Raw genomic sequence first — 21,040 nt, forward strand, 5'->3', positions numbered from 1 at the left:
CCGGTAAGCGCAACGCTACCGGGCGAAAACCGCACTATTTCTTGCGGGAAAGCTTAAACGCTGCAAACAGGAAAATCACCCACACCGGCAGCAGCATCGCCGACAGGCGCATCTCATCCATCGTGCACATCAGCACCAGAATCAGCCCCAGGAAAGCGATACAGAGATAGTTACCTGCCGGATAGAGCAGCGCCTTAAACTGTGTTTCACGCCCCTTGCGACGCATTGCCGCGCGAAAACGCAGGTGCGCCAGGCAGATCATGATCCAGTTCAGGAGCAACGTGGCAACCACCAGCGCCATCAGCAGGCCAAAGGCCTCTTTCGGTAACAGATAGTTAATCAACACCACCAGCGACGTGATAGCGCCAGAAAGCAACAGCGAATTCACCGGCACGCCACGACGGCTGACGCGGGTTAGAAACCTCGGCGCGTTGCCCTGCACAGAGAGGCCAAACAGCATGCGGCTGTTGGAGTAGACACCGCTGTTATAGACCGAGAGTGATGCCACCAGAATGACGAAGTTCAGCGCAGAGGCTACCACGTTGCTGTTCAGATCGTGGAAAATCATCACAAATGGACTGCTGTCTGACTTCACCTCAACCCACGGGTAGAGCGCAAGCAGCACCACCAGCGAACCGATATAGAACAGCAGAATACGGTACACCACCTGGTTGACCGCTTTAGGAATGCTTTTATGCGGATCGCGCGCTTCAGCAGCGGTGATGCCAATCAACTCCAGGCCGCCAAAGGAGAACATAATCACGGCAAGAGAGAGAATAAGCCCCTTCCAGCCCGTTGCCAGGAAACCGCCGTGTTGCCACAGGTTGTCGATAGTGGCACGCTCGCCACCGTGACCTGAGAACAGCAGCCAGAGGCCAAAGCCGATCATACCGATAATCGCCAGCACTTTAATCAGCGCGAACCAGAACTCGGTTTCACCATACAGGCGCACATTCACGAGGTTAACGGCGTTAATGATAATGAAGAAGGCCGCCGCCCAAATCCACGTCGGAACGTCCGGCAGCCAGTACTGCATATAGATGCCAGCCGCCGTGAGCTCAGCCATCCCCACCAGCACGAACATCACCCAGTAGTTCCAGCCGGACAGGAAGCCTGCAAAAGGGCCCCAGTATTTATAAGCAAAGTGTGCGAAGGAGCCTGAAACCGGCTCTTCAACGACCATCTCACCGAGCTGGCGCATGATCAGGAAGGCGATAACCCCGGCGATACCGTAGCCCAGCAGAACCGCCGGGCCAGCCATCTGAATCGCAGGGCCGATACCGAGAAACAACCCGGTACCAATTGCGCCGCCGAGGGCAATTAACTGAATATGTCGATTTTGCAAACCACGTTGCAGCGTCGGATTCTGTTCCGACGAAGCTTCAGTGCTACCGTTGCCTGAAGCGGATGACGCGTCTTTCACGTCCTACCCCTGTCTCTTTTTTAGAAGGGGCACGTTTTAACACTTCATGCTGGAGGTAGCAAGGGATTGGGTGGAACCTCGGGCAGCCACCCCGATACCGGAGTGGCTGTGGTGTCATTATTTTTTCTTGTAAATATTAGCCGTACCGTGAATTTTATTGTTGGTGTTACCTGAAGTGAGCACCAGCACATCCGCGCCTTTCTTATCCGCTTTTTCAATCAGCTCTTTTTTTGCGTCATCCACCGATACTTCATTCGAGGTGCTTACCGTACCGATTTTTTGATACTGAGACGCAACTTTCTTGAACTCATTTTTTGTCAGCAGCTGGGCAGCAAACGCATTGGTCGTAAACAGTAACGCAGTTCCCAACAAAATAGCCGTTGTCTTTTTCATAACCTTTTTCCTTGAGATTAATCAGCAACTACGAAAAACCTCACACATTATGGTGAGGTTTTATGAGCATGGTAGAGAATCTCAGGAAATGCCATACGTCCTAGAAAATTCTTTTATAACAACCCGTTGCATGAAATTACTAACGACTATTAAGAATATTCAAAAACACGCGCCGTGCCAGCAATATCAATGCATACAGACGTCCCAGGGTTCCACCCAGGCTGGCTTACCGTCTTCAGAATCACAGGCTGCTGTTGCCCGGCTAATCCCAGGGTGAGCGTCGACAGCTGACCGGTGAAATCCACATCAAGAATCGAGATCGGGCTTTCATGCGCTGCACATGCCGTTACGCGCAGTTGTTCGGGGCGCATCATTACCCTGCCCTCTCCTTTCGCATGCGCGTTGTCCGTCGGCACCTCACCCAGCGCGCACAGGGCAATCCCGGCATTGAGCAGAGCTGGCAGGATCACCGCATCCCCAAGAAACAGCGCCGTTTCTTCGTCAACAGGCTGCGTGTAGACTTCATAAGGCGTACCAACCTGGGTAAAACGTCCGGCACGCATGACGGCAACCTGGGTGGCAAACGACAACGCTTCGTTCTGATCGTGGGTGACCAGAATGGAGGCAACGCCCGCTTCAGCCAGCAGATCGGCCGTTGCTTTGCGCGTCATCGCGCGCAGGCCCGTATCCAGAGCCGAGAAAGGTTCATCCAGCAGCATCAATGAAGGACGTTGGGCCAGCGCACGGGCCAGCGCCACACGCTGCTGCTGCCCACCGGAAATCTCATGCGGCCAGTGCGTCGCTAGCTGCCTGTCCAGCGAAACCATATCCATCAGCGCTTCAATACGCTGACGCTTCTCATGACGTGTACCGTCCAGCCCCCAGGCTATGTTATCTGCCACATTAAGATGCGGGAACAATGCGCCCTCCTGAGGAACAAAACCGATCCCGCGCAGGTGGGCAGGGACAAAACTGTTCTCATCGAACAGCGTTCGCCCCTGCATGACAATACGCCCGGTGTCCGGTGTTTCAAACCCGGCAAGAATTCGCAGCAGCGTGGTTTTACCTGACCCGGATGGCCCGACAATTGCCGTCCGGCTCCCGGGGGCAACGCTCAGGTTTAAGCTGTCGAGCACCTGCACATCAGAGAATGTTTTAGAAATGGAGGTTAATTCAAGCATGTCAAAGCCCTGCAATTTTTTTCGACTGCATATAGAGAATGGCGGTCAGCGGGAGTGAAATCAGGATCATCAGCATTGCGTAAGGGGCAGCAGCCACATAATCGATCTCGCTGGTCAGCGCCCAGAACCCGGTGGAGAGCGTGCGTGTGCCCAGCGGAGAGAGCAGCAGAGTCGCAGTCAGCTCGTTGCTGACACCGAGGAAAACAAGTGCCGCCCCCGCTGCCGCACCCGGCGCTGCCAGCCGCATTGTGACGCTCCATAGCGCCTTCGCCGGCGTACTGCCAAGACTGCGCGCCACGTTTTCCAGTTCCACCGGTGCCTGTGCTATCCCGGCACGCAGGTTAATGAGTGCGCGGGGCATAAACATCAGCAGATAGGCAAGGAACAGGGTAATTTCCGTCTGGTAAATGGGACGGGCGTAATGAATGGTGACAGTGACCAGCGCAAGCGCGGTGACAATCCCCGGCAGCGAACTGGTGATGTAGATGCAGCCTTCCAGCATACGAAAAACGCGGTGGGGGTAGCGAATTCCGAGCCAGGCGATGGGGATCACACACGCTGTCGTCAACAGAGCACCACCCACACCAAGCATCAGCGTCTGGCGCAGTGAGTGCCAGAGATCGGCGCTCATCCAGTTTTGCACACCGCCGAGCCAAATCCAGCGACACAGAACAATTAATGGCACGCCCAGTGCCAGAACAATCAGCACGATGAAAAACAGCTGACCCAGCGCAGCCGCAGCGGGTTTCAGCGGCCAGCGCTTCTGTTCACGTGCGGCACCAGCACCAATGCGCGCGTAGCGTGCTTTTCCGCGCGTCACGCCTTCCAGCACTAAGATAGCCAGACAGCACAAGGCCAGTACACCCGCCAGCATGTTTGCGGCAGGACCGCTGAAGGTAGACTGAAACTGGTCATAAATCGCCGTGGTGAAGGTATCAAAACGGATCATCACGTACAGGCCATATTCCGCCAGCAGGTGCAGCGCCACCAGCAGCGCGCCGCCGCAGATAGCCAGCTTGAGTTGTGGCAGCACCACGCGGAAAAAGACCCGCCACGGCGGCGTGCCGAGCGAAGCGGCCACATCTTCCAGCGTCGGGTCAAGGCGGCGCAGCACCGCCGCTACCGGCATATAGATAAAGGGATAGTAGGCAAGCACGGAGAGGAACACGCCTGCAGAAAGTCCATGCATCGACGGGACAACACTTACCCACGCATAACTTTGTACAAACGCGGGGATAGCCAGCGGTGCCACCGCCAGCGCAGACCAAATCCCCCGCCCGGCAAGCTGCGTGCGCTCTGTGAGCCAGGCGATTGCTACGCCTGTCACAATACAAAGCGGAACCGCTAACGCCGTCAGCCACAGCGTGTTGCTGAGCAACTCAGCAACACGCGGGCGGAACACCAGCGCCTTAATCGTCTCCCAGCCCGTCTCAATGCCAATGGCAATGATAAAACCTAAAGGCAGAAGCGCCATTAATGAAAACAGGACAGCTAACGCAACCATCGGCAGTGCAGGACGCCTGCGAGCAGGCTCCTGCACTCTGTTTTTGCCGATGTCGAGACTTAGACCAGACATAAGACGTTCACTTTACTCTCAGGATCACAGCAGACCGGCTTGTGTCATCAGCTCGATAACTTTTTTACTGTTGAGCGTTGAAGGTTCAACTTTCGGCGCATCGAGATCTTTCAGCGGAACGAGTTTCGGGTTAGAGGCAGCATTTACACCCACAGCATATTCAAAGGCATTGTTGGTACGCAGGCTTTCCTGGCCTTCTTTACCCGTGATGTATTTGATGAACGCCTGTGCTTGCTCTTTGTGTTTGCTGGATGCCAGTACACCACCGCCGGAGAGGCTCACAAACGCGCCCGGATCCTGGTGTTTGAAGTAGTAGAGCTGGGTGTTTTTGCTGTTTTCACCCGTTTTGGACTGGTCGACAAAACGGTAGTAGTGATAAATCACGCCGCCATCAATCTGACCGGCATTGACGGCCTTCATGACGGTGCTGTTACCTTTGTAGGCAACAAAATTGGTTTTCATCGCTTTAAGCCATTCCAGAGTCGCCTTCTCGCCTTTCAGGGCCAGCATTGCGCTCACGATGGCCTGGAAATCTGCGCCTGACGGTGATGCCGCCCAACGGCCTTTCCACTCAGGTTTCGCCAGATCCATCAGCGATTTTGGCAGCTGCTGTTCGGTCAGTTTTTCCGGGTTATACACGAACACCGTGCTGCGGGCAGCAATCCCGATCCAGCGACCGTGTGCCGGACGATATTCTGCTGGTACCTGTTTCAGGGTATCTGCATTCAGCGGCGCGAACAGGTTGGCATTATCCACCAGAACCATGGACGGCGAGTTTTCCGTCAGGAATACGTCTGCTGGCGATGCGCTGCCTTCCTGAACCAGCTGGTTACCCAGCTCGCTGTCATCACCGTTACGCAGAGTCACTTTAATACCGGTTTCTTTAGTAAAACCGTCAACCCACGACTTAACCAGGTTTTCGTGCTGCGCGTTGTAGACAACGATACCCTCGTTGTTATCGGCCGCAACTGATTGTGTAGAAAGTAAAAGTGATGAAGACAACAAGGCAAGGGAGAAACATGACAGCAGACGAGAATTCATGAACATATCCTTAATTGACCAACGTGATTAACAACGCATAGCTTTGTGGGACAGGATTAAAGCATACAAAAACGCTAATGATAATTAGTATCAATCCAGTTTTAGCGTAAAAGTGTAAAATTTCATTATAGAGGTGTTTAAAGTGATAAAAATCCAGATTTAAGAATGGAGAAAAATAAAGATTAAGAAATCCTTAAGGGCAGCCCTAATAAAAGATAATTAGCATTCTATTTATTAAGCCGTTATTTAACCGAAAAGAAAAGAATAAAAATTAGACCACAGGGCATTAGAAAAAAATGACTCCCTTCATGTCATTGTCCTGTTATCGTATTAGTCGATCTTAAGCGGAAGTGTCTCCAGTGTTCTCAGGATCAGACTTCGATTCGACCATTTCGCCTCACCGTCCAAAGCAGTAATCCCTCGCTTGCTCAGGGCCGTCGCCAGATTTTCAGCCTGAAACTGCGCCAGCAACTGCCCGATGCACTGGTGCACACCTGCTCCAAACCCTAGCTGTCGCTGTGCATTCTTTCTGCCCGGAATAAAGCGCGACGCCTCTTCAAAAACGCGTTCATCCCGGTTAGCGGAGCCAAGGCACAGCAACACGTTATCGCCAGCCTTCAGTTCACGCCCCAGAAAATGCACAGGAGCCGCAACCTTCCGCCTTCCCATCTGAAGCGGGGATTCAAAGCGCATCGTTTCGCTTACTATCTCTTTCATCCGCAGCGTGTTATTTCTGACCCCATCCTGCAATTCCGGATGCAATGCCAGCATATAGAGCAGATTTCCGGTTAGCGCTTCGCTGGTTTCACTGCCGCCAATAAGCATCGTGATGCAGTCCGTGCTAAACCGCTCATAAAGCGCATTCCCATCTCCGCCATATCCTTTCAGCAGGCTGCGATAAAACAGCGAATCGTAACCTTCTCTGTGCGCCTGTGCGAGCTGGAGAAAGCTATCATCCAGACGGGAGAGCGCTTTTATCAGCCTCTGAAGCCCCTCACGGTCAATGGCGCTGGGATCCAGCAATAGCCTGATGGCACTTTTCTCTTGCTCCACCACCTCCTGTTGCGCCTGCGGCAGGTTAAGCCATACGGTGAAAAGCTTCCCCCATAGCGGCGCTGCAATCTGCCGAACTCCGTCAAACGGGCGAGCTGTGGGTAAAGCGGCTACCACTGAATGTGATTCGTGTGAGATGAGATGGGTTAATGCCCTCCAGGATTCGCCGGTAAACAGAGCCTGCAGAGCCTGACGGTGAGCGCGATGAACACTTCCCTCCTCAAAAAGGACAATGCCGTAGAGAAGATCCCGCAGCCGGGGCGGAAGGTTAAAACACTCTTTTTCCAGCACAGCATGCACGTCTTCAGGGATACCTGAAGAGACGAATGCACGCTCCTTCATTGCCTGATACACGTCCTGATAGCGGGTAAGCACCCATGTTTTCCCGATTCGCGTCACCGGCTGATGGTTTCGCATATGGTGATAGACGTCGTGAAGATTCTCCTGAAAGACAGGAGAGGCAGGATTAAACCGAAGCGCTTTGTCGACATATGCCATGGGTGAGCCCTCATCACAGGATTAATCACCATTGAGTTAAGCAGGGATATGTTTCAGTTCAAGTATGGCGATGGAGTCTGGGGGATTACGGGGATCAAATGGCACGCCCTGTAGGATTCGAACCTACGACCTACGGCTTAGAAGAACGTAGAGTACTATTTAACACACTGTAATGTAATTAGTTTTTCCGCGCTCGCGCCGGATTTGTGTCATTACGTGTCGTTGTATGCTTCTGCGTTTCATTATGTGGCATCCATGCATGACACATCTGTGACACAGAGAGTGCACAGCCATGCCGCCTGGCATAGCTATGCCCTTTCCCCATCACATCACCGGGCAGTCGTCGAACTAGCCAGAGCGCGCATCGTTGATGCTGTACGTGATCACCCCAAATACCGGCCGCGATGTATCCGATGCCTCATCCTTCGATGGTAACGGCTCCCTCCTCCCATTTTCAGGGTTTTCCAGGTAAGGATGCGGATGTGTCCTGTAGCGCATGATCCTGAACTCACCATCAACAGCGCAGACGAGCAGAGAACCGTCTTTCGGTGTCAGCGATGAATCGACGATGAGCATGGCCCCTTTCATAATCCCAGCACGCAGGTATGTAGTGCCGGCTATCATCATGTACGTGGCTGAAGGATGCGCGATAAGCCTCTTGTCGAGTGATATGCGCTCTTCAACGTAGTCTGCTGCTGGTGACGGGAACCCCATAAAGCACCTCCTAAAAATACTGTATAAAGATACAGTAGTATTTTTAGTTATGCAGATCAAGTTATCAACGATGAATAGTGGTATTCGTTCTCAATACCTTCCTCCCATGCTAAGATCGATGCCACAAAACATCGATTCACAACTTAATGAAATAATTTCATGGAATACATTAATACCATAACTGAAGCGGACAATGTTCGCGCAAAAGGCAAAGTGAGAGTTGCATTTTTAGACGGAATACGTGGTTGGGCGGCGTTGGTTGTTGTTTTTAGTCATTTAATGGGGGGAGTTCTCGCTCTAGAGAATCCGGAATTTGTATCTCTACCTTACTTCCACTTCCTCACAAATGGTCATTTATCAGTTCTGATTTTTTTTGTATTGTCAGGATATGTTTTAAGCATAAGCCAAATTCAATCAACCAAGGGAAACTTACCTCTAGCTGTTGTGTCACGCTACTTTAGATTAGCAATTCCAATACTTTTCTTCGCGATTATCGCCTATATTTTCATGAGCCTTGGCCTTTTCTTTAATGTAAAAGCGTCCATTGAAAATGCATGGCTTGGAGGGTTTTATGTCTTTGAGCCTTCACTATATAACGCGTTAAAGTTTTCCGTATATGATGTTTTCTTTAATTACGACCCTAACATTACGTACAATTCATCTGCATGGACTATGCCAATTGAGTTAGTTGGTTCTATGCTGATTTATGCATTCATTGGTATGTTTAAGCCTCAAATTAAAGCACTGCACTTACCCGCTATAATCTTTACAATATTCTTGTATTTCAACTCACCGTACATGTTTTGCTTTATGGTGGGTTATCTTTTGGCTGTCATTAAAATAAGAATTTCAGATATCAACATAAGAGGTTTTGATTTCATTCTTTTGCTCTCTTTTATTTTTGTGATATATATAGATACATATCACAGGCCTGTAGAAGAGAATTTGCAGGCACTTGAGGCTATTGTGATAATTTTTTGCGTATCTTACTCAAACACTCTAAAAAGATTTTTCGAAAACAAAATTTCTTTATTTTTGGGTGAGATATCATTCCCTCTATATCTTGTCCAGATAATTGTCATATGCTCATGGAGTTCATTCCTTAGGATTTACTTCATAGAAAACAGCGTTACTGGATTCACTTCAATGTTCTTGATTTTATCATCTAGCTTGGTGATGTGCATAGCTTTATCAAAACTGTTAACACCAGTTGATAAATATAGCGTTATTTATTCCAAGAAAATAGCCGGCAAGTTATTAATGTAATTTAAAGCCCCGCCACAAATTTTGGCGGGGTGTTTATTGTTAAATAAGTCTATATTACCAATATTAATTATGGTATCGCTTCATTAACTCTTTGTCGGTGACTCCGGCCAGTTAATATTTGGAGCACTACTGGTATCAACAGCGTCAAGCGCATCAAGATAATCAAGCCAGAGATTATACTGCGCCAGATCATCACCTTTGAGGCGACCGATAGCCGCCTTCCCAGGCCATTGCTTAACATTAATATTTGCATTAGCCAAGCCGACAAGTCGCATCTTTTCAGCATCCGCGATGGCAATGAGTTGCTCTTTGGTCGGGGCTGGTACCGGCTCCCATGCTGGAAGTCCGTCTTCACCAGCAACACGATATTTATCAGCATGCCCGACCGATGTGAATTCAAGGAAGCAATCTTCATCCACCTCCTTGCCATCTTTGGGCCATGAGCCTGCGGCTTCATAGTCAGGTTTTAGTGAGATCGGATAAAAAGCGTTCGTGCTTGCACTGTATACATAATTGCTCATTTTAAGATCCTATAGCAAACCATTCGACAGTCACAGACATGCCCTGGGTAATTGTTTTATCGGTGAGGTTAACGGCGATTGCTTTTAACCGAATCTGATTAGTGTCTATTGCTTCTGAAGTCGCAAAACAAGGGGTATTTGTCAGAGTCTGTCCACCAGTTGCATATGTATGAAGAACTCCATTCGGGAATGATATAGCGAAGCTGTCAACAGCCACATCACCAGAGGCATTAGCCGCAGCCATGCTGATCCTTCCCCACTGGAAAATAAGACCATTCGGCAACTTCGCATATCCTTTGGTGACAGCTGAGTAAGGAAACGCGCTCATGTCAGGGATCTGGCCTGCGGCAGTCCCTACAGATTTAGTGGCTGCAGTGCCTAACCCAAGATTTGTTCTCGCAGTGGCAGCGTCTGTTGCCCCCGTTCCGCCTCTCGCTATTGAAAGAGGTATAACCGTCCCTGTGCTGGTTTGCGCTCCCCAGGTTCCGGCGTTATCAATAATTACAGACCTGGAAGAATCAGGCGAAGACATTGCTGTGACTGATCCGGAAATACCAAATTGCGCTATACCAAGATTTACTCGCGCCCCGGTAAGCGTGTTTGCCCCGGTCCCTCCCCCTTGAATGGTCAAAGGCAGAGCGTTTCCTAATGAATCTTGCACCCCCCAGTTACCGGAATTTGAAACATAGAAGAAAACGCCGGACGTCGGAGCGGAAACAGTGCTAATAGTTCCAGAGGTAGCGAAACTTTGGACGCCAAGATTGATTCTGGCTCCGGAAAGCGTGTTAGCACCAGTACCACCGCCAGCCAGTGGCAATGGAAGTGCATTACCTGCGGAATCCTGAACACCCCAGTTTCCACTTGGAGTCACATATAAGAAGACTCCACCGGATGGAGCAGAAACAGTGGTAACCGAACCATCATTATTGAACGACTGAAGTCCGAGGTTGGTCTTGGCTGTTGTCACAGTGCCGTCGGCTTTGATGTCTCCGAACGGGTTACTTCTGGAAAGGAAGTTGCCAAGGACATAGCTTAATGTGCCTGCAGTCATCATATTTGCGGCAATGTCATTTGCAGACCAGGCGCGGGCCACCGTACCCTCCTGGGCTCGCTCAATTGTCATCACGTCGCCGCTTCTGGCGGTTACATGTACGATCTCGGTGATGAGTCCTGTTGCCGCGTCGACCAGAGTCAATTTAAAAAAGCTGGTTCCACTTGCTGGAGAGGGGAATAATGACCCGGTTCCGGTGTTTACAGTAAGAGAGGTCGCAGATGAGCTAATTCCTGCAGCCAGCACAGTTTGTGCGTTGTTGGCCGCTAAAAGTGTGAGAGCCATTTATCCTCCGGGATCAGGGCGTAAAAAAACCGCTCATCGCGGTTTGTCGGTTATGTTTTAGAGATATGAGGTGTTAAGGATGTCAAACTTATCAGTATTTATTTTCAAAGCCCTTCTTTCCGCGCTCAGTGTTATTACTATTGCCTTTTCAATTTTTTTAATTATTCTCGTATGTGACATGTGGGCTCAGGAAGGAATTCCACCACTTGAGAATATTAAATTCAGCATTGCATTATTCATTGTTACAGTAATGCTACTGATTATATGTCAGTGTTTTAAATACCTTGTTGACATGGCAATAGATACTCGAAATAAGACTATCCGATAATAGTTACAGTTACCGGTTGGTAAAATGGAATGTGCAGCAGGCCGCTATCAAAAGCTTGCTTAAACAAATCAGCATACTCATAATCATTGCTTTTTATAAGTATGCTCGATTTCTGGTTGAATGCCCTGGCGTTAAAAGAGGAAGCGTTAAAAATTGATGAATCGGTAAGCTTCCTGAATCCTTTTATTATTGAGATGCTGGCACCGGAATCTGAAAACAACACCGATATACTCCATCTCTGATCATTAACAACATCGACCCCATCAATGCCAGTCAAGAACCTCATCACCCTTCTCTTCAGCCATGGTATGGTGAAGTAAAAACCATCACCTTTATAAAAATTCCACGTCATGATGCGTTTGAACAGATCATCAGAAACAACCACCTGATCTGACTGATTTACAACCTTCCTGCCATTGAACGGTAGTTGGTTAAACAACATAGCATTGAATGGGCCATAAGCGCTTCTTTTACCACTTACCAGAACTGGGGGTTTAACACCGTAAATGCCCTTGGCTATCCACTTTAACTGATCACCAGCGTTATAGCCGCCAACGAATACCGGAAGGTTTGCCTGCCTCATCCATTCGTATGTCTGCTGGGCCATTTCGTTGTAAGCTGTGACGAACGCCTGCAGATCATCATCGTCGTTATACTGCGTATAAAGATATGATTTAATGATGTCCTCAAGCATTTCAAATCCCCTCAACAGTCACACCATTTGATGCTATAAACCAATAACTGTAAGGATCCCCGCTAATGATATTTGTGCCAGGATCTACCGCCGTAATAACTCCGTTGACAGTAACAATCACGTTAAGCGTAGAAACCAGGCTCATATCAAGCGTTGAATTAACAGACTGAAGGAACACATCCTTGATGTTGTTAATATTCATCGGCTTCCCGGCAAATATCCCATTAACATAATTAATAACAGGCGTTGAAACCAGTGAGGAAATAGTGGCATCTGTAAGGTAATTCACGCCTTCCGTTGCCCACTGGAATTTTATTGTCACAAGTTGCTGCAATGGAATAACGAAAGGGATCAGATAATTGTCAGGCCAGTCGTTAATTGTCACTACATTATTTCGCAAGTTAGGTGTAACGACACCACCGCCTGACCACACCCCAGAAGAAGTGGTGTTGATCCCGATAGAGAAGGTATGGGCAGAAAGAACTGTAACGGTCAGGTTAACGTTGTTAACTCCAGACATGCCTGTTACGCCAGACATCTGAATAATCTGTCCGGTTGTAAACCCGTGCGTGATATCAGTCGTAACGACTCCTGGATTGGCGTTTGTAATCCCGGTAACTTTTAGATCAGTTCCCTTCAACCTGCTGATGTCACCAGCAGACTTGTAAATGGCTCCAGCCATATCATAGATATCGCCACCGCCGCACATAACGATCCAAGATGAGCCGCTCTGGACTACCGAAACAAGGCGAGCCTGGACATTAGCAACATCGGTTAATTTCTGTCGGATGAACCCAGGATATCCCTGTACGGTAGACATCTGGGCCTGCCATACACGTTCGCGAAATTCGTAATCTGTCTCAGGGGCTGCGCCCGGAGTGCCAGCGACAGGGTTTGTGCAGGTTAGAGTGATATCAGATGGAAGGCTTGTAACAATCTGGTTTACCGACCCTACAGGCACAGCCCACGTCCCCGTATTTGTGGCCACGCAGGTTACCTGAGCGCTCGTTCCTGAAGACTGAATGATCGTCGCATCCGCTACCTGGTATGTGTACGTCCCATCACTAACCAAAAAACCCTGAGGGACAACGAAGCCAGCAGGCCCCGTGAACGTCACAGGAACTGTCGTGGAACCCTGTGTTTTTTGTGCACTTATACCTGATTGCTGAGCCAGTAGGTTCAGCATGTACATATTGGCTTTAAGTGGGCCAACGGAGTTAATCAGGTCTACACGAATTTGGTCGCAGATTAACAGCGCGCCAACGTCTGTTCCGACGATGTCCTCAATCAACGAGCCTGGCAGATCAGTGGTGATTCCAGGTGATAATTCTGTGGCTCTGGCGACAAGCTGGCTGCGCAGCTCTTCAGCGGTTTGCGGAACCGGTCCTGATGCGTCATAGCTTACGGACAAATCACTCATACGTTCACCGTTGCAATAATTTTTGAGCCGGCGTTAGTTATCGCCGAAATGTTGTAGACAGGGGGATCTTCATTGACCAGGGCAATTTGAAGAGAGGAAAAATACTGGCTGAATTGCCGCTGTAACCTGTCAACGTAATAGGTTGGCAATACCTGCTGGATGACGGAACCGTAGGAGGGTATGCCGTTGTTTGCGTAAAATGGAGACTCCTGCGGTGCCAGCTTAAGGTTCTGGATCAGCGTTGTCAGATAGATAGAGTCGTTGAAGCCATTTTCATCAGGTACAACCTCCACCCATTTTCCATCAGCATTTCTTCCGTAGGTTCTCATTGCGTGATATTCCCGTTGAAAGTAGAGGTTGGGGCTCCGGTGTTAGCACCGCCATTTCCGTTTGTATGCCGATGATCATTCAACCATGTCACAAGAGCAGCCCACCCGGTATGCATAATCTCCGGGCTGGTACTGGCGGTTGAGTCCTGCAACTTCCCGGAAGTTCCCGTGATGCTCCACATGCCCTGTGTAAGGGTGAGAACCGTGCTACCGACGGTGACCTTAAACAAATTTACGGCCGCAATCGTCACGCTGTCCGGCGTTAGCAGAAACGTCGTGTTGCTACCCTGATCACGAATGGTCACACCCTCAGGCCCATAGATGGAGACAACGTTACCGTCCACGGCTTCCCATTCCGTATTACTAATCGGAAGGTATACAAGGGCACTCAGGTTGGCTGGAGGCGTGAGGTCGGCAATACCACCTCCCTGCCCGCTGACCCCGCCAAGATAGGTATCAGCGGGAATAACAATGCCCTTGTCGCCGGGCTGCATCGGATATCGAATGTACTGTGGGCCGAAGAGTGGGATCGTGACATTAGGGAAAACGTATGGCGTGTCGTGCAGCTCGAAAGCCACCGTGACCATATTGCCTTTCTGCTCGACAATGCTCGCAGGAAGTATCTTCCCCGCCGCCTGGAAAGCCTCTTCAAACTTCTGCTCTGCGAACCTGTTCATGTTCCGGCCGAAGTTTAGCTTCTGGTCAACGCTCATTTTGTCTTAACCGCCTCCGCCGGGTATGCCTCGATCACAGTTATCCATGCTTCAGCTGTTGGCTGCCTGCTGTTCCCCAGCAATCTCACAGACTGTACGACAAATTCCCCATTAAAGGCTGAGTCATCGCGAAATTGTGAGTATGAGGATGCCTGGATCATCGGTCTGGCTTTCTCGGGCATCAAAATATGGTCGCCAGTTTCAATGTCAGCACGCATTACGCAAACCACACTGACGACCCCGAAACTGATCCATGTTGGCTGTCCGATCAGGTCATTGAAATTTATCTGGACAGGGTTTTTGCTTCTCACCGAGGCGCTGGTCTTTGAGTTCTGGTCTGGCTGGTTAGCGTAATCGTTATCCCACACTCTGATCTCGGTGCCATTCACCACGGCTATTTCTACCCCCGTGTAGCCAGGGTCCTTGATACGCGACAGTGAAAATGCTTTGAGGTTTTTGGCGAGCTCAGAAAGTGATCCGCAAAACATCGGGCGGTCGTAGTTCAGCGTCAGCCTGTCGCTGATGCTGATGTTTGGCGTAAATCCCCCCATCGTCATAAAGCACTGGGTCAACGCAACGGAGAGCTTTTGCCCCATAGACCACGGCATAGTCACCTGGAGAGGAACAATTTGCCCGCGGGTAGTGGAGTTAACCGGCCCGGCAACAATAATGAAATCCAGCCTTAATTCGGTGCCTTGCCAGTTTCCGAAGACCTGAAATATCGTGCCATCTATGGCAAGCTTTTTATCCCATACCCCTGCCAGTGGCAGCCCTTTAGACATACCGGCAAAGATCTGTATTCTCTTCCCGTAAAGGTCCTGGCGGGCCTGCTGCATTTCCTTTGGTCCAATCCCCCAGACAGTAAGATGGGTTTCACCGGCAGGAGTGGACTCCCCGAAACGCATAATGTCGAACTCAACCATCAGCGCGCCGGGGTTGTATACCCCGTTCTTAAGGCTTGAATACTGTCGTATTAAGGTATCACCATCAAAGATGTTGATTTCGTAATAGCGCATCAGCTTGTTACCTCAATCTGACCGTTTTTCTCACGCCAGATCATGGTTGTTGTGGTGAACACCCCGGCGATCAGGTTTATTCCTCCGGAAGAGGACGAACCAACAATGGCGGTATTCAATACAGGGTTTCCGGCACTATTCGTAACCAGTAAGTACCAGCGCTGCGCGGCGATGTTCCACTTTATCTGGCAGGTATAGACAGCCCCGTCCAGAACCGGCGAGAACGTCATGCTTTTTCTCTCAAGCCCGGTGAACGGATAGTTGACTGTACTCATATTCCGAATACCCCCTGCAGCTTGCCAATAACGCCGGTTACGGCCTCGGTTACTGAACCGCCGAGTGATGTATTGCCGAGCGCGCTGACGGTATTTGTCCATGCGCTGCTGTTGTTCTGGTCGCCACCATCAATCTTGCTTAGAAAACTGTTTACAGCCTGATCCGCAGCAGTCTCCGTGATAAGAGGCTGTTCGAAATCCCATAACCATGATCTCTGCGGGAGTGGGTCACTACCAGTTGAGTTATCCTTAACAGTCTTCAGAATGCAGTTGTTATAGATGATTGACGGCGTGGCCACTATGTAAGTGCCGCCGAGGTTTGCATGCGCCTGAAGCACCGCCTGCAGCGCGCTAAGCGTTACCAGTTTTGTCATTGCGCCTGTGTTCTCGTTAACAGGCGCGTCCATCATCAGGCTAACCCGCAATGGCTGAGCCAGAAGTGCATTGGCTGCGACAGTCTGGTTTGCGAACGGATAGCGTGCAATATCGTAATCGACCATTGTCGAACCCTGAACGGGGCGCCAGTGGCAAAAATATTTGTCCAGATCGGTAAGGTTTATTGCCCCGCCGATAAGCCCGGTCACGAAGCTCGCGCTCTGGGTGAGCGCCACTATTGGCAGCATGCCACCCGGGATAGCCTCCGCAACTCCATTGCAGAGGATAACCGGGGATATTTCAAAACCAAGCCGATAAAGCTCACGAGTAAACGCCATAATCATCGAACTCCGAGTTGCGAACTGGAAACAACGGCATTCCCGCCTGTGTTGTTGTAAACGACCATTCCAGAGCCATTACCCTGAAGCCCTCTATCAACAAGTTGCTGCAGCAGTTGATTGGTCTTATTCGTGTTTTTGGCTACCTCAGAGTTATCACCGCCACCAGCAACAGCAGGAGCAGCTTTCGAGCCCTGCATCGCTGCATACTGCTCCCGCAGTGTTCCGCTGGTGTTGCTGAATACCTGCATTACCGCATCTTCACTTACGCGGTTTCCGGCACCTTCTTTTGATGACATGCCCGAGATTAGCTTCGCAAGGATGGACGGGTCGTTGAGATTTAGCGCTTCTCGCGCACCAATGCCGGTGATCTTCACCAGATGGCGAATATATGCTTCGGTATCGTTCTCGTTCGATGGCGCCCATTTTTTGGCTATATCGCTGATGGTATTGATGCCGCGCGTGCCGTAAATCTGGAGTTGTTTTGCAGACGCCAGAACACCTTCATCCAGTGTCGGGAATACCGCGAAATCACCGCTTTTGGTGTTGTGGGTACCATACCCTTCAGCCCAGCGAAGATTGGTCGGGTTATTGAATCGATCGGCAATCGTTCTCCCCTTGGCAGTGACGTCTGCTGGCGTTGGGTCTACCGGTTTAACGTCACCACTGGAAAAGAATCGCTTAACACCTTTCAGCCAACCCCACACTCTCGGGTCATCTTCAGAGCCTGGTGTATAGGTCTTCCCTGTTTCGGGATCAGTAACTTTCTTATCGCTAAGAATTGAAGATCCTTCTTTCACATCAGCGACTGAAATGCTGGTTTTACCAACAACCCAGTCATAGACCTTCCCGATAAGCGCACCAAGCTTTTCGATGCCAGCCATAAAGCTGTCAACGTCCTTGGTAAACTCTGGCGATGCGAGATATTTTCCGAAACGCTCTATACCGCCGGCCAGCCCGTCAATCCACTTACCCAATTCCGGAGACTGCAGCACCGTATCAATGGCACCGGCCAGCGCATCAGAAAGCTTGCTCAGTTGCGGGGTAAGCGGGCCAAGACCACGCACAAACGTGTTGCGTATGCTCTGCCCGCTGTAATCCAGCTGGACGTTGAAATCCTGCCACTGCCTCGCCTGCTGGTCGGTGATCTGCAGTAATTTCGCATCCTTCTGCGCCCGGCGTTCCATCGCATCAATTTCTTCATCGCTCATGTTTTTAAAACGATTCAGGTCATCCAGGCTGAAAAAGTTCGTCAGACCGTAGGCGTTGGCCCCCTGTAGGGTGCTGCCATTTTTGACAAAGATGTCTCGTGCGTTGCGAATCATCTGTGGCAGGAGTTTCGCCGGATCCTGGTCAGGGTTGTTGATTCCCATAGCCTGGAACTGCCAGCGCTTTGACAGATCCATCTGACTGTCGCGGATAGCGCCCAGCGTTCCCGTCGGATTGCCGAGCGCTTTCTGATAGTTAATGGCTGTGGAGTCCAGCGCGCCGATGCTCGTCCCGATCCCGAGGGAGGTGAATCGCTGAGACCCGGTCGTGGCCGCCAGCCGGTTAAGCCCGAAAAGACCGCCCACTCCCAGCACGCCAGTGAACAGGCCAACGATACCACCCCATGACAGCAGGCTTGTGGTGGCATCCCTGATGTGCCCAGCCAGCGATTTCGCGTCCTTCGTGGCATCACTCAAAAAACCCTTTGAAGAGCGGGCTTTCTTGTTGAAGTCTTCCTGACTTTTGTTTGCCCTGTTCAGGCTGTCGGTGAGACGATCGAGGCCGCTGTTTATCGACAGAATGGCGCTGGCCCCCTCAGAGAATGCCTTAGCCAGAAGGTCGCCTTCTGCTTTCGCTTTGGCTGTCTCTTTAGTGGCATCTGTCGCGCCATGCGCCAGCCCTCTCCATGCCTCAGGTAGTTCCTCAAGTGCGGCCTGATATTCTTTAAACTTCTCCATAAATGAGACAAACTTGTCGTCATTTACGTCAATATCGACAATAGACTTAGCCACCATTGAAGGAACCCCTGTCTTTTAGCGCGGAAATGATGTATCGCTGGCGGTACTGCGCCGGGCTGGCGAACTCTTCGCCGGTTATTTCCCTGATTACCCGCCAGAATCCCTCATTCGACGCCCAGTCTAGGAGGGTATATATGACGTTTCCTGCTGGGCATTCTGGGTCTGGGTATCGCCATGAGGATTCGACGTCTGCAACGAATCGCGAAACGCCGTAGCGCTCAATGATTCGAGTCGCCCACCGTACATGCCGATCACTGACCCCACCGTCGGCGCAATCAGTTGAGCCTTCTGAATGGCAGAGGAAACCATAAAAAAAACCACCTCGCCTTCGACTTCTCGGTATTCATCAGGAGAAATGATCCCCTGCTTCATGGCCGCATCAAAAGAGGTTGTTTTCCATGCCCCGCCATCATTCCAGATGACGGATGTAAGGCGCTGGATCTCGTCAACGATGGTAGGCCCATGTTGACCCTGATCAGCGTTCAGATCCTGCTCGCGTTTGAGCTTTTTGCGAAGCATCATTGCTGCAACGCGAGCCGCACCCAGGCCTCCGACCTGTGAGATGAAGTTGGTGAAAAGGTTGCCCAGCAGCAGACAGTGCTCTTCCACCACCTCATATGGGAACGGGGTCACATGCAGGTACACGATTGACCCGTCTTCCCGGGTGATGTTTGTTACCAGGTTGAGCTTTTTGTCAATTTTCACAATCAGACCCACATGTTGTCGTTAGCCAGGATGTATCCGCTGATGGTCACCACGTACCCGGCATCCATACCGGTAAATGGCAGCTCGTTGAAGTTCACCAGATAAGCGTTAAGCACGGTGAAATTACTGAGCGTGTTCGCATCTGGGGTGATCACCACCTCGCCCAGTGCCGTATCGGTGGCGAAGCGGTTTTTGTAGCTGTCACTCAGGCCCTGGGTACGCAGCAGATGGACGGTGACAGTCACCTGCTGATATGGCGCCTGGCTGCCAACGGTTCCGGTCATCGTCGGAATGATGTCCGTCGCAGCGCCATCAGGGCGCATGCTGATCCCGTCCTTGCCAAGATAAGAGGCGGTGATGTTCAGCGCAGGAACGTCAGTTACCGATACTGCGCCGCGTACGCGATTGAGGAATCCCTGCGGTACTAATGGGTTTGCCATTTTTTACGCCCCTACAAAGTTGGTTACGTTCACGTTAAACGTGATGGATTCGAAGCCGCGGCGCGGCGTCATTACGGCGCTCAGACCGTTATATTTGCCATCGGCGTAATCGGACGGATTAAGGCTGGTGTAGTTCGCGAACGGCACGGCGTTGATCACCGCGTTCCCGGCATACGTGCCTTTCTCGTATTCGGTGTTGAAGTCCTGCTGAGTCAGGCCGGTACCAATCACGCGCCCCAGGATCAGACCGTAGCTGACGCCGTTGCGCATGGTTTTCAGCGCTCGGCGCTGCAGGCGGTCGATACCGTTCTGCTCGTAGTACAGCGGGTTAACGGTGGTGTTGGAGCCATTGATAACCTCGTTAGCCAGATCGAGCTCGAGGTTGATTGCAGTCCACGCCACTGAATACCAGTAGTTGAACGGATTGCCGTCCAGCATGTGACCGGCCACCAGCATTTTGTTGCTCAGACCACCTTCCGCGGCTGTGCCCACATAGTTAATGCTGTTGTCCTGGAGCTGCTTCAGCAGCGTGCCATTGCCTTCGACCGGGTATTCAGTAACGCCGTAGCCGAACCGGTACGCCATCGGAGGCACCATGTTTGACGATCCAGGGTCGTTTGCCAGAGAGGACTGGAACGGGAACGCCATGGAAAACTCGCCAACAGGGATGTTTGGCGATTCCACGCCTGCACACACAGATTTGTTCTTGGTGGCGATCCAGGCCGCGTAAGTGGCGGTCGTAGTGGTGATGAAGAAATAAACCAGTGATGCCGGGCTGGTATACAGACCTGTCAGGGTTTTAAACGTCGGCTCACCGTCCCACTCGCGCGGCACCAGATACGAGAAGAATTTCTGGTAGGTGTTGCCCAGCGAAATATCCTCATCGATGAAGTCAGCCAGCGCAGCCACAGCAGCAGAAACAGACACATCCCCCAGCTCAAGAACATATACCGCGCGGGTGGTACCTTGAGCCCAGAATGTAGTATTCATCTGGATGATTTCGTTTGCTGCAACGGTTTTTACTGTACCCATGACCGTTGCTGTGCCTGGATCTGTCGCCAGCGGATAAGTAAATGCTGTAGTCGTTGTAACGGTGCCTGTCACGGCGCGGTTATATCCAGCTGGGGTAACGCCTGAAACAACCAGTGGGATTTCGTCTCCGATGGACCAGCCATGCGCCTCTGACAGCGTAACTGTCACAACGCCGGTGGCCCACGAGATTGATGCGATAGTTTTCCCCGGGGATGTTATTGCTTTGAGATCGTCCTTGGTAGTGAGGAGTTGATATTCTCCTGCCGCCAGGGTCGTTCCGCCCATGGAGATCATCGCGCCGGATTTAAGCAGCTGAGAGGGCTTCGGTGGATTGGTCACCGATACGTTAATGTTAACAATTGCCATT

Annotated in this window: 21 protein-coding genes; 1 reads left to right on the forward strand and 20 read right to left on the reverse strand. The window is 50.9% G+C overall.

Annotated features, from left to right (window positions below; all coding sequences use genetic code 11):
• Window positions 1-34 precede the first annotated feature (34 nt).
• The 7 genes from pheP to JGF26_RS05015 all read right to left on the reverse strand — a co-directional run bounded on the left by pheP (window position 35) and on the right by JGF26_RS05015 (window position 7,879).
• A complete protein-coding gene (gene pheP / locus JGF26_RS04985; protein ID WP_134707246.1) occupies window positions 35-1,423 on the reverse strand; it encodes a phenylalanine transporter in 1,389 nt (462 codons plus the stop codon).
• Window positions 1,424-1,540: 117 nt separating this feature from the next.
• Entirely contained in the window at window positions 1,541-1,816 is a 276-nt protein-coding gene (gene yahO, locus JGF26_RS04990) for a DUF1471 family periplasmic protein YahO (RefSeq protein WP_024906894.1), read from the reverse strand.
• Window positions 1,817-1,965: 149 nt separating this feature from the next.
• Window positions 1,966-2,997, reverse strand: coding sequence for an ABC transporter ATP-binding protein (locus tag JGF26_RS04995; RefSeq protein WP_134707245.1), 1,032 nt, complete (start codon window positions 2,995-2,997; stop codon window positions 1,966-1,968).
• A 1-nt stretch (window position 2,998) separates the two neighbouring features.
• Window positions 2,999-4,573 carry an iron ABC transporter permease gene (locus JGF26_RS05000; protein WP_028018454.1) on the reverse strand — a complete coding sequence of 525 codons (1,575 nt, stop codon included), beginning with the start codon at window positions 4,571-4,573 and terminating at the stop codon, window positions 2,999-3,001.
• A 24-nt stretch (window positions 4,574-4,597) separates the two neighbouring features.
• Window positions 4,598-5,614 (reverse strand): iron ABC transporter substrate-binding protein, encoded by a 1,017-nt coding sequence (locus JGF26_RS05005; protein WP_028018455.1) that lies wholly within the window; start codon window positions 5,612-5,614, stop codon window positions 4,598-4,600.
• A 330-nt stretch (window positions 5,615-5,944) separates the two neighbouring features.
• Window positions 5,945-7,165 carry a cytochrome P450 gene (locus JGF26_RS05010; protein ID WP_108090664.1) on the reverse strand — a complete coding sequence of 407 codons (1,221 nt, stop codon included), beginning with the start codon at window positions 7,163-7,165 and terminating at the stop codon, window positions 5,945-5,947.
• A gap of 348 nt (window positions 7,166-7,513) precedes the next feature.
• On the reverse strand, window positions 7,514-7,879 hold the full coding sequence (locus JGF26_RS05015) for a S24 family peptidase (RefSeq protein ID WP_134707244.1): 366 nt from the start codon (window positions 7,877-7,879) through the stop codon (window positions 7,514-7,516).
• 159 nt (window positions 7,880-8,038) lie between these two features.
• Between JGF26_RS05015 and JGF26_RS05020 the strand changes: the two genes are divergently transcribed.
• The gene (locus JGF26_RS05020; RefSeq protein WP_134707243.1) at window positions 8,039-9,145 is read left to right on the forward strand and encodes an acyltransferase; all 1,107 of its coding nucleotides are present in this window, start codon (window positions 8,039-8,041) and stop codon (window positions 9,143-9,145) included.
• A gap of 83 nt (window positions 9,146-9,228) precedes the next feature.
• Here the strand turns inward: JGF26_RS05020 and JGF26_RS05025 are convergent, their stop codons facing one another.
• The 13 genes from JGF26_RS05025 to JGF26_RS05085 form a co-directional block, all read right to left on the reverse strand.
• The gene (locus tag JGF26_RS05025; protein ID WP_134707242.1) at window positions 9,229-9,666 is read right to left on the reverse strand and encodes a tail fiber assembly protein; all 438 of its coding nucleotides are present in this window, start codon (window positions 9,664-9,666) and stop codon (window positions 9,229-9,231) included.
• A 1-nt stretch (window position 9,667) separates the two neighbouring features.
• Window positions 9,668-11,002, reverse strand: coding sequence for a hypothetical protein (locus JGF26_RS22330; protein WP_238934099.1), 1,335 nt, complete (start codon window positions 11,000-11,002; stop codon window positions 9,668-9,670).
• Between the two features lie 317 nt (window positions 11,003-11,319).
• Window positions 11,320-12,024 (reverse strand): hypothetical protein, encoded by a 705-nt coding sequence (locus tag JGF26_RS05035; protein ID WP_134707241.1) that lies wholly within the window; start codon window positions 12,022-12,024, stop codon window positions 11,320-11,322.
• Between the two features lies 1 nt (window position 12,025).
• Entirely contained in the window at window positions 12,026-13,444 is a 1,419-nt protein-coding gene (locus tag JGF26_RS05040) for a ubiquitin-activating E1 FCCH domain-containing protein (RefSeq protein WP_134707240.1), read from the reverse strand.
• Window positions 13,441-13,773 (reverse strand): hypothetical protein, encoded by a 333-nt coding sequence (locus tag JGF26_RS05045; RefSeq protein ID WP_059446078.1) that lies wholly within the window; start codon window positions 13,771-13,773, stop codon window positions 13,441-13,443. The genes JGF26_RS05040 and JGF26_RS05045 overlap by 4 nt, the downstream gene beginning before the upstream one ends.
• Window positions 13,770-14,486 (reverse strand): hypothetical protein, encoded by a 717-nt coding sequence (locus JGF26_RS05050; RefSeq protein ID WP_134707239.1) that lies wholly within the window; start codon window positions 14,484-14,486, stop codon window positions 13,770-13,772. Before JGF26_RS05050 ends, JGF26_RS05045 begins: the two co-directional genes overlap by 4 nt.
• A complete protein-coding gene (locus JGF26_RS05055; RefSeq protein WP_134707238.1) occupies window positions 14,483-15,502 on the reverse strand; it encodes a hypothetical protein in 1,020 nt (339 codons plus the stop codon). Before JGF26_RS05055 ends, JGF26_RS05050 begins: the two co-directional genes overlap by 4 nt.
• A complete protein-coding gene (locus JGF26_RS05060) occupies window positions 15,502-15,777 on the reverse strand; it encodes a hypothetical protein (protein ID WP_134707237.1) in 276 nt (91 codons plus the stop codon). Before JGF26_RS05060 ends, JGF26_RS05055 begins: the two co-directional genes overlap by 1 nt.
• Window positions 15,774-16,490, reverse strand: coding sequence for a hypothetical protein (locus tag JGF26_RS05065; RefSeq protein ID WP_134707236.1), 717 nt, complete (start codon window positions 16,488-16,490; stop codon window positions 15,774-15,776). The genes JGF26_RS05060 and JGF26_RS05065 overlap by 4 nt, the downstream gene beginning before the upstream one ends.
• 2 nt (window positions 16,491-16,492) lie before the next feature.
• The gene (locus JGF26_RS05070; protein WP_134707235.1) at window positions 16,493-18,493 is read right to left on the reverse strand and encodes a hypothetical protein; all 2,001 of its coding nucleotides are present in this window, start codon (window positions 18,491-18,493) and stop codon (window positions 16,493-16,495) included.
• A gap of 123 nt (window positions 18,494-18,616) precedes the next feature.
• Window positions 18,617-19,201 (reverse strand): hypothetical protein, encoded by a 585-nt coding sequence (locus tag JGF26_RS05075; protein WP_134707234.1) that lies wholly within the window; start codon window positions 19,199-19,201, stop codon window positions 18,617-18,619.
• 2 nt (window positions 19,202-19,203) lie between these two features.
• A complete protein-coding gene (locus JGF26_RS05080; protein WP_101699744.1) occupies window positions 19,204-19,641 on the reverse strand; it encodes a hypothetical protein in 438 nt (145 codons plus the stop codon).
• Between the two features lie 3 nt (window positions 19,642-19,644).
• A complete protein-coding gene (locus tag JGF26_RS05085) occupies window positions 19,645-21,039 on the reverse strand; it encodes a hypothetical protein (protein WP_134707233.1) in 1,395 nt (464 codons plus the stop codon).
• Window position 21,040 lies beyond the last annotated feature (1 nt).

This window comes from Enterobacter sp. E1, from assembly GCF_016809815.1.
GTDB classification, from domain to species: Bacteria; Pseudomonadota; Gammaproteobacteria; order Enterobacterales; family Enterobacteriaceae; genus Enterobacter; species Enterobacter adelaidei.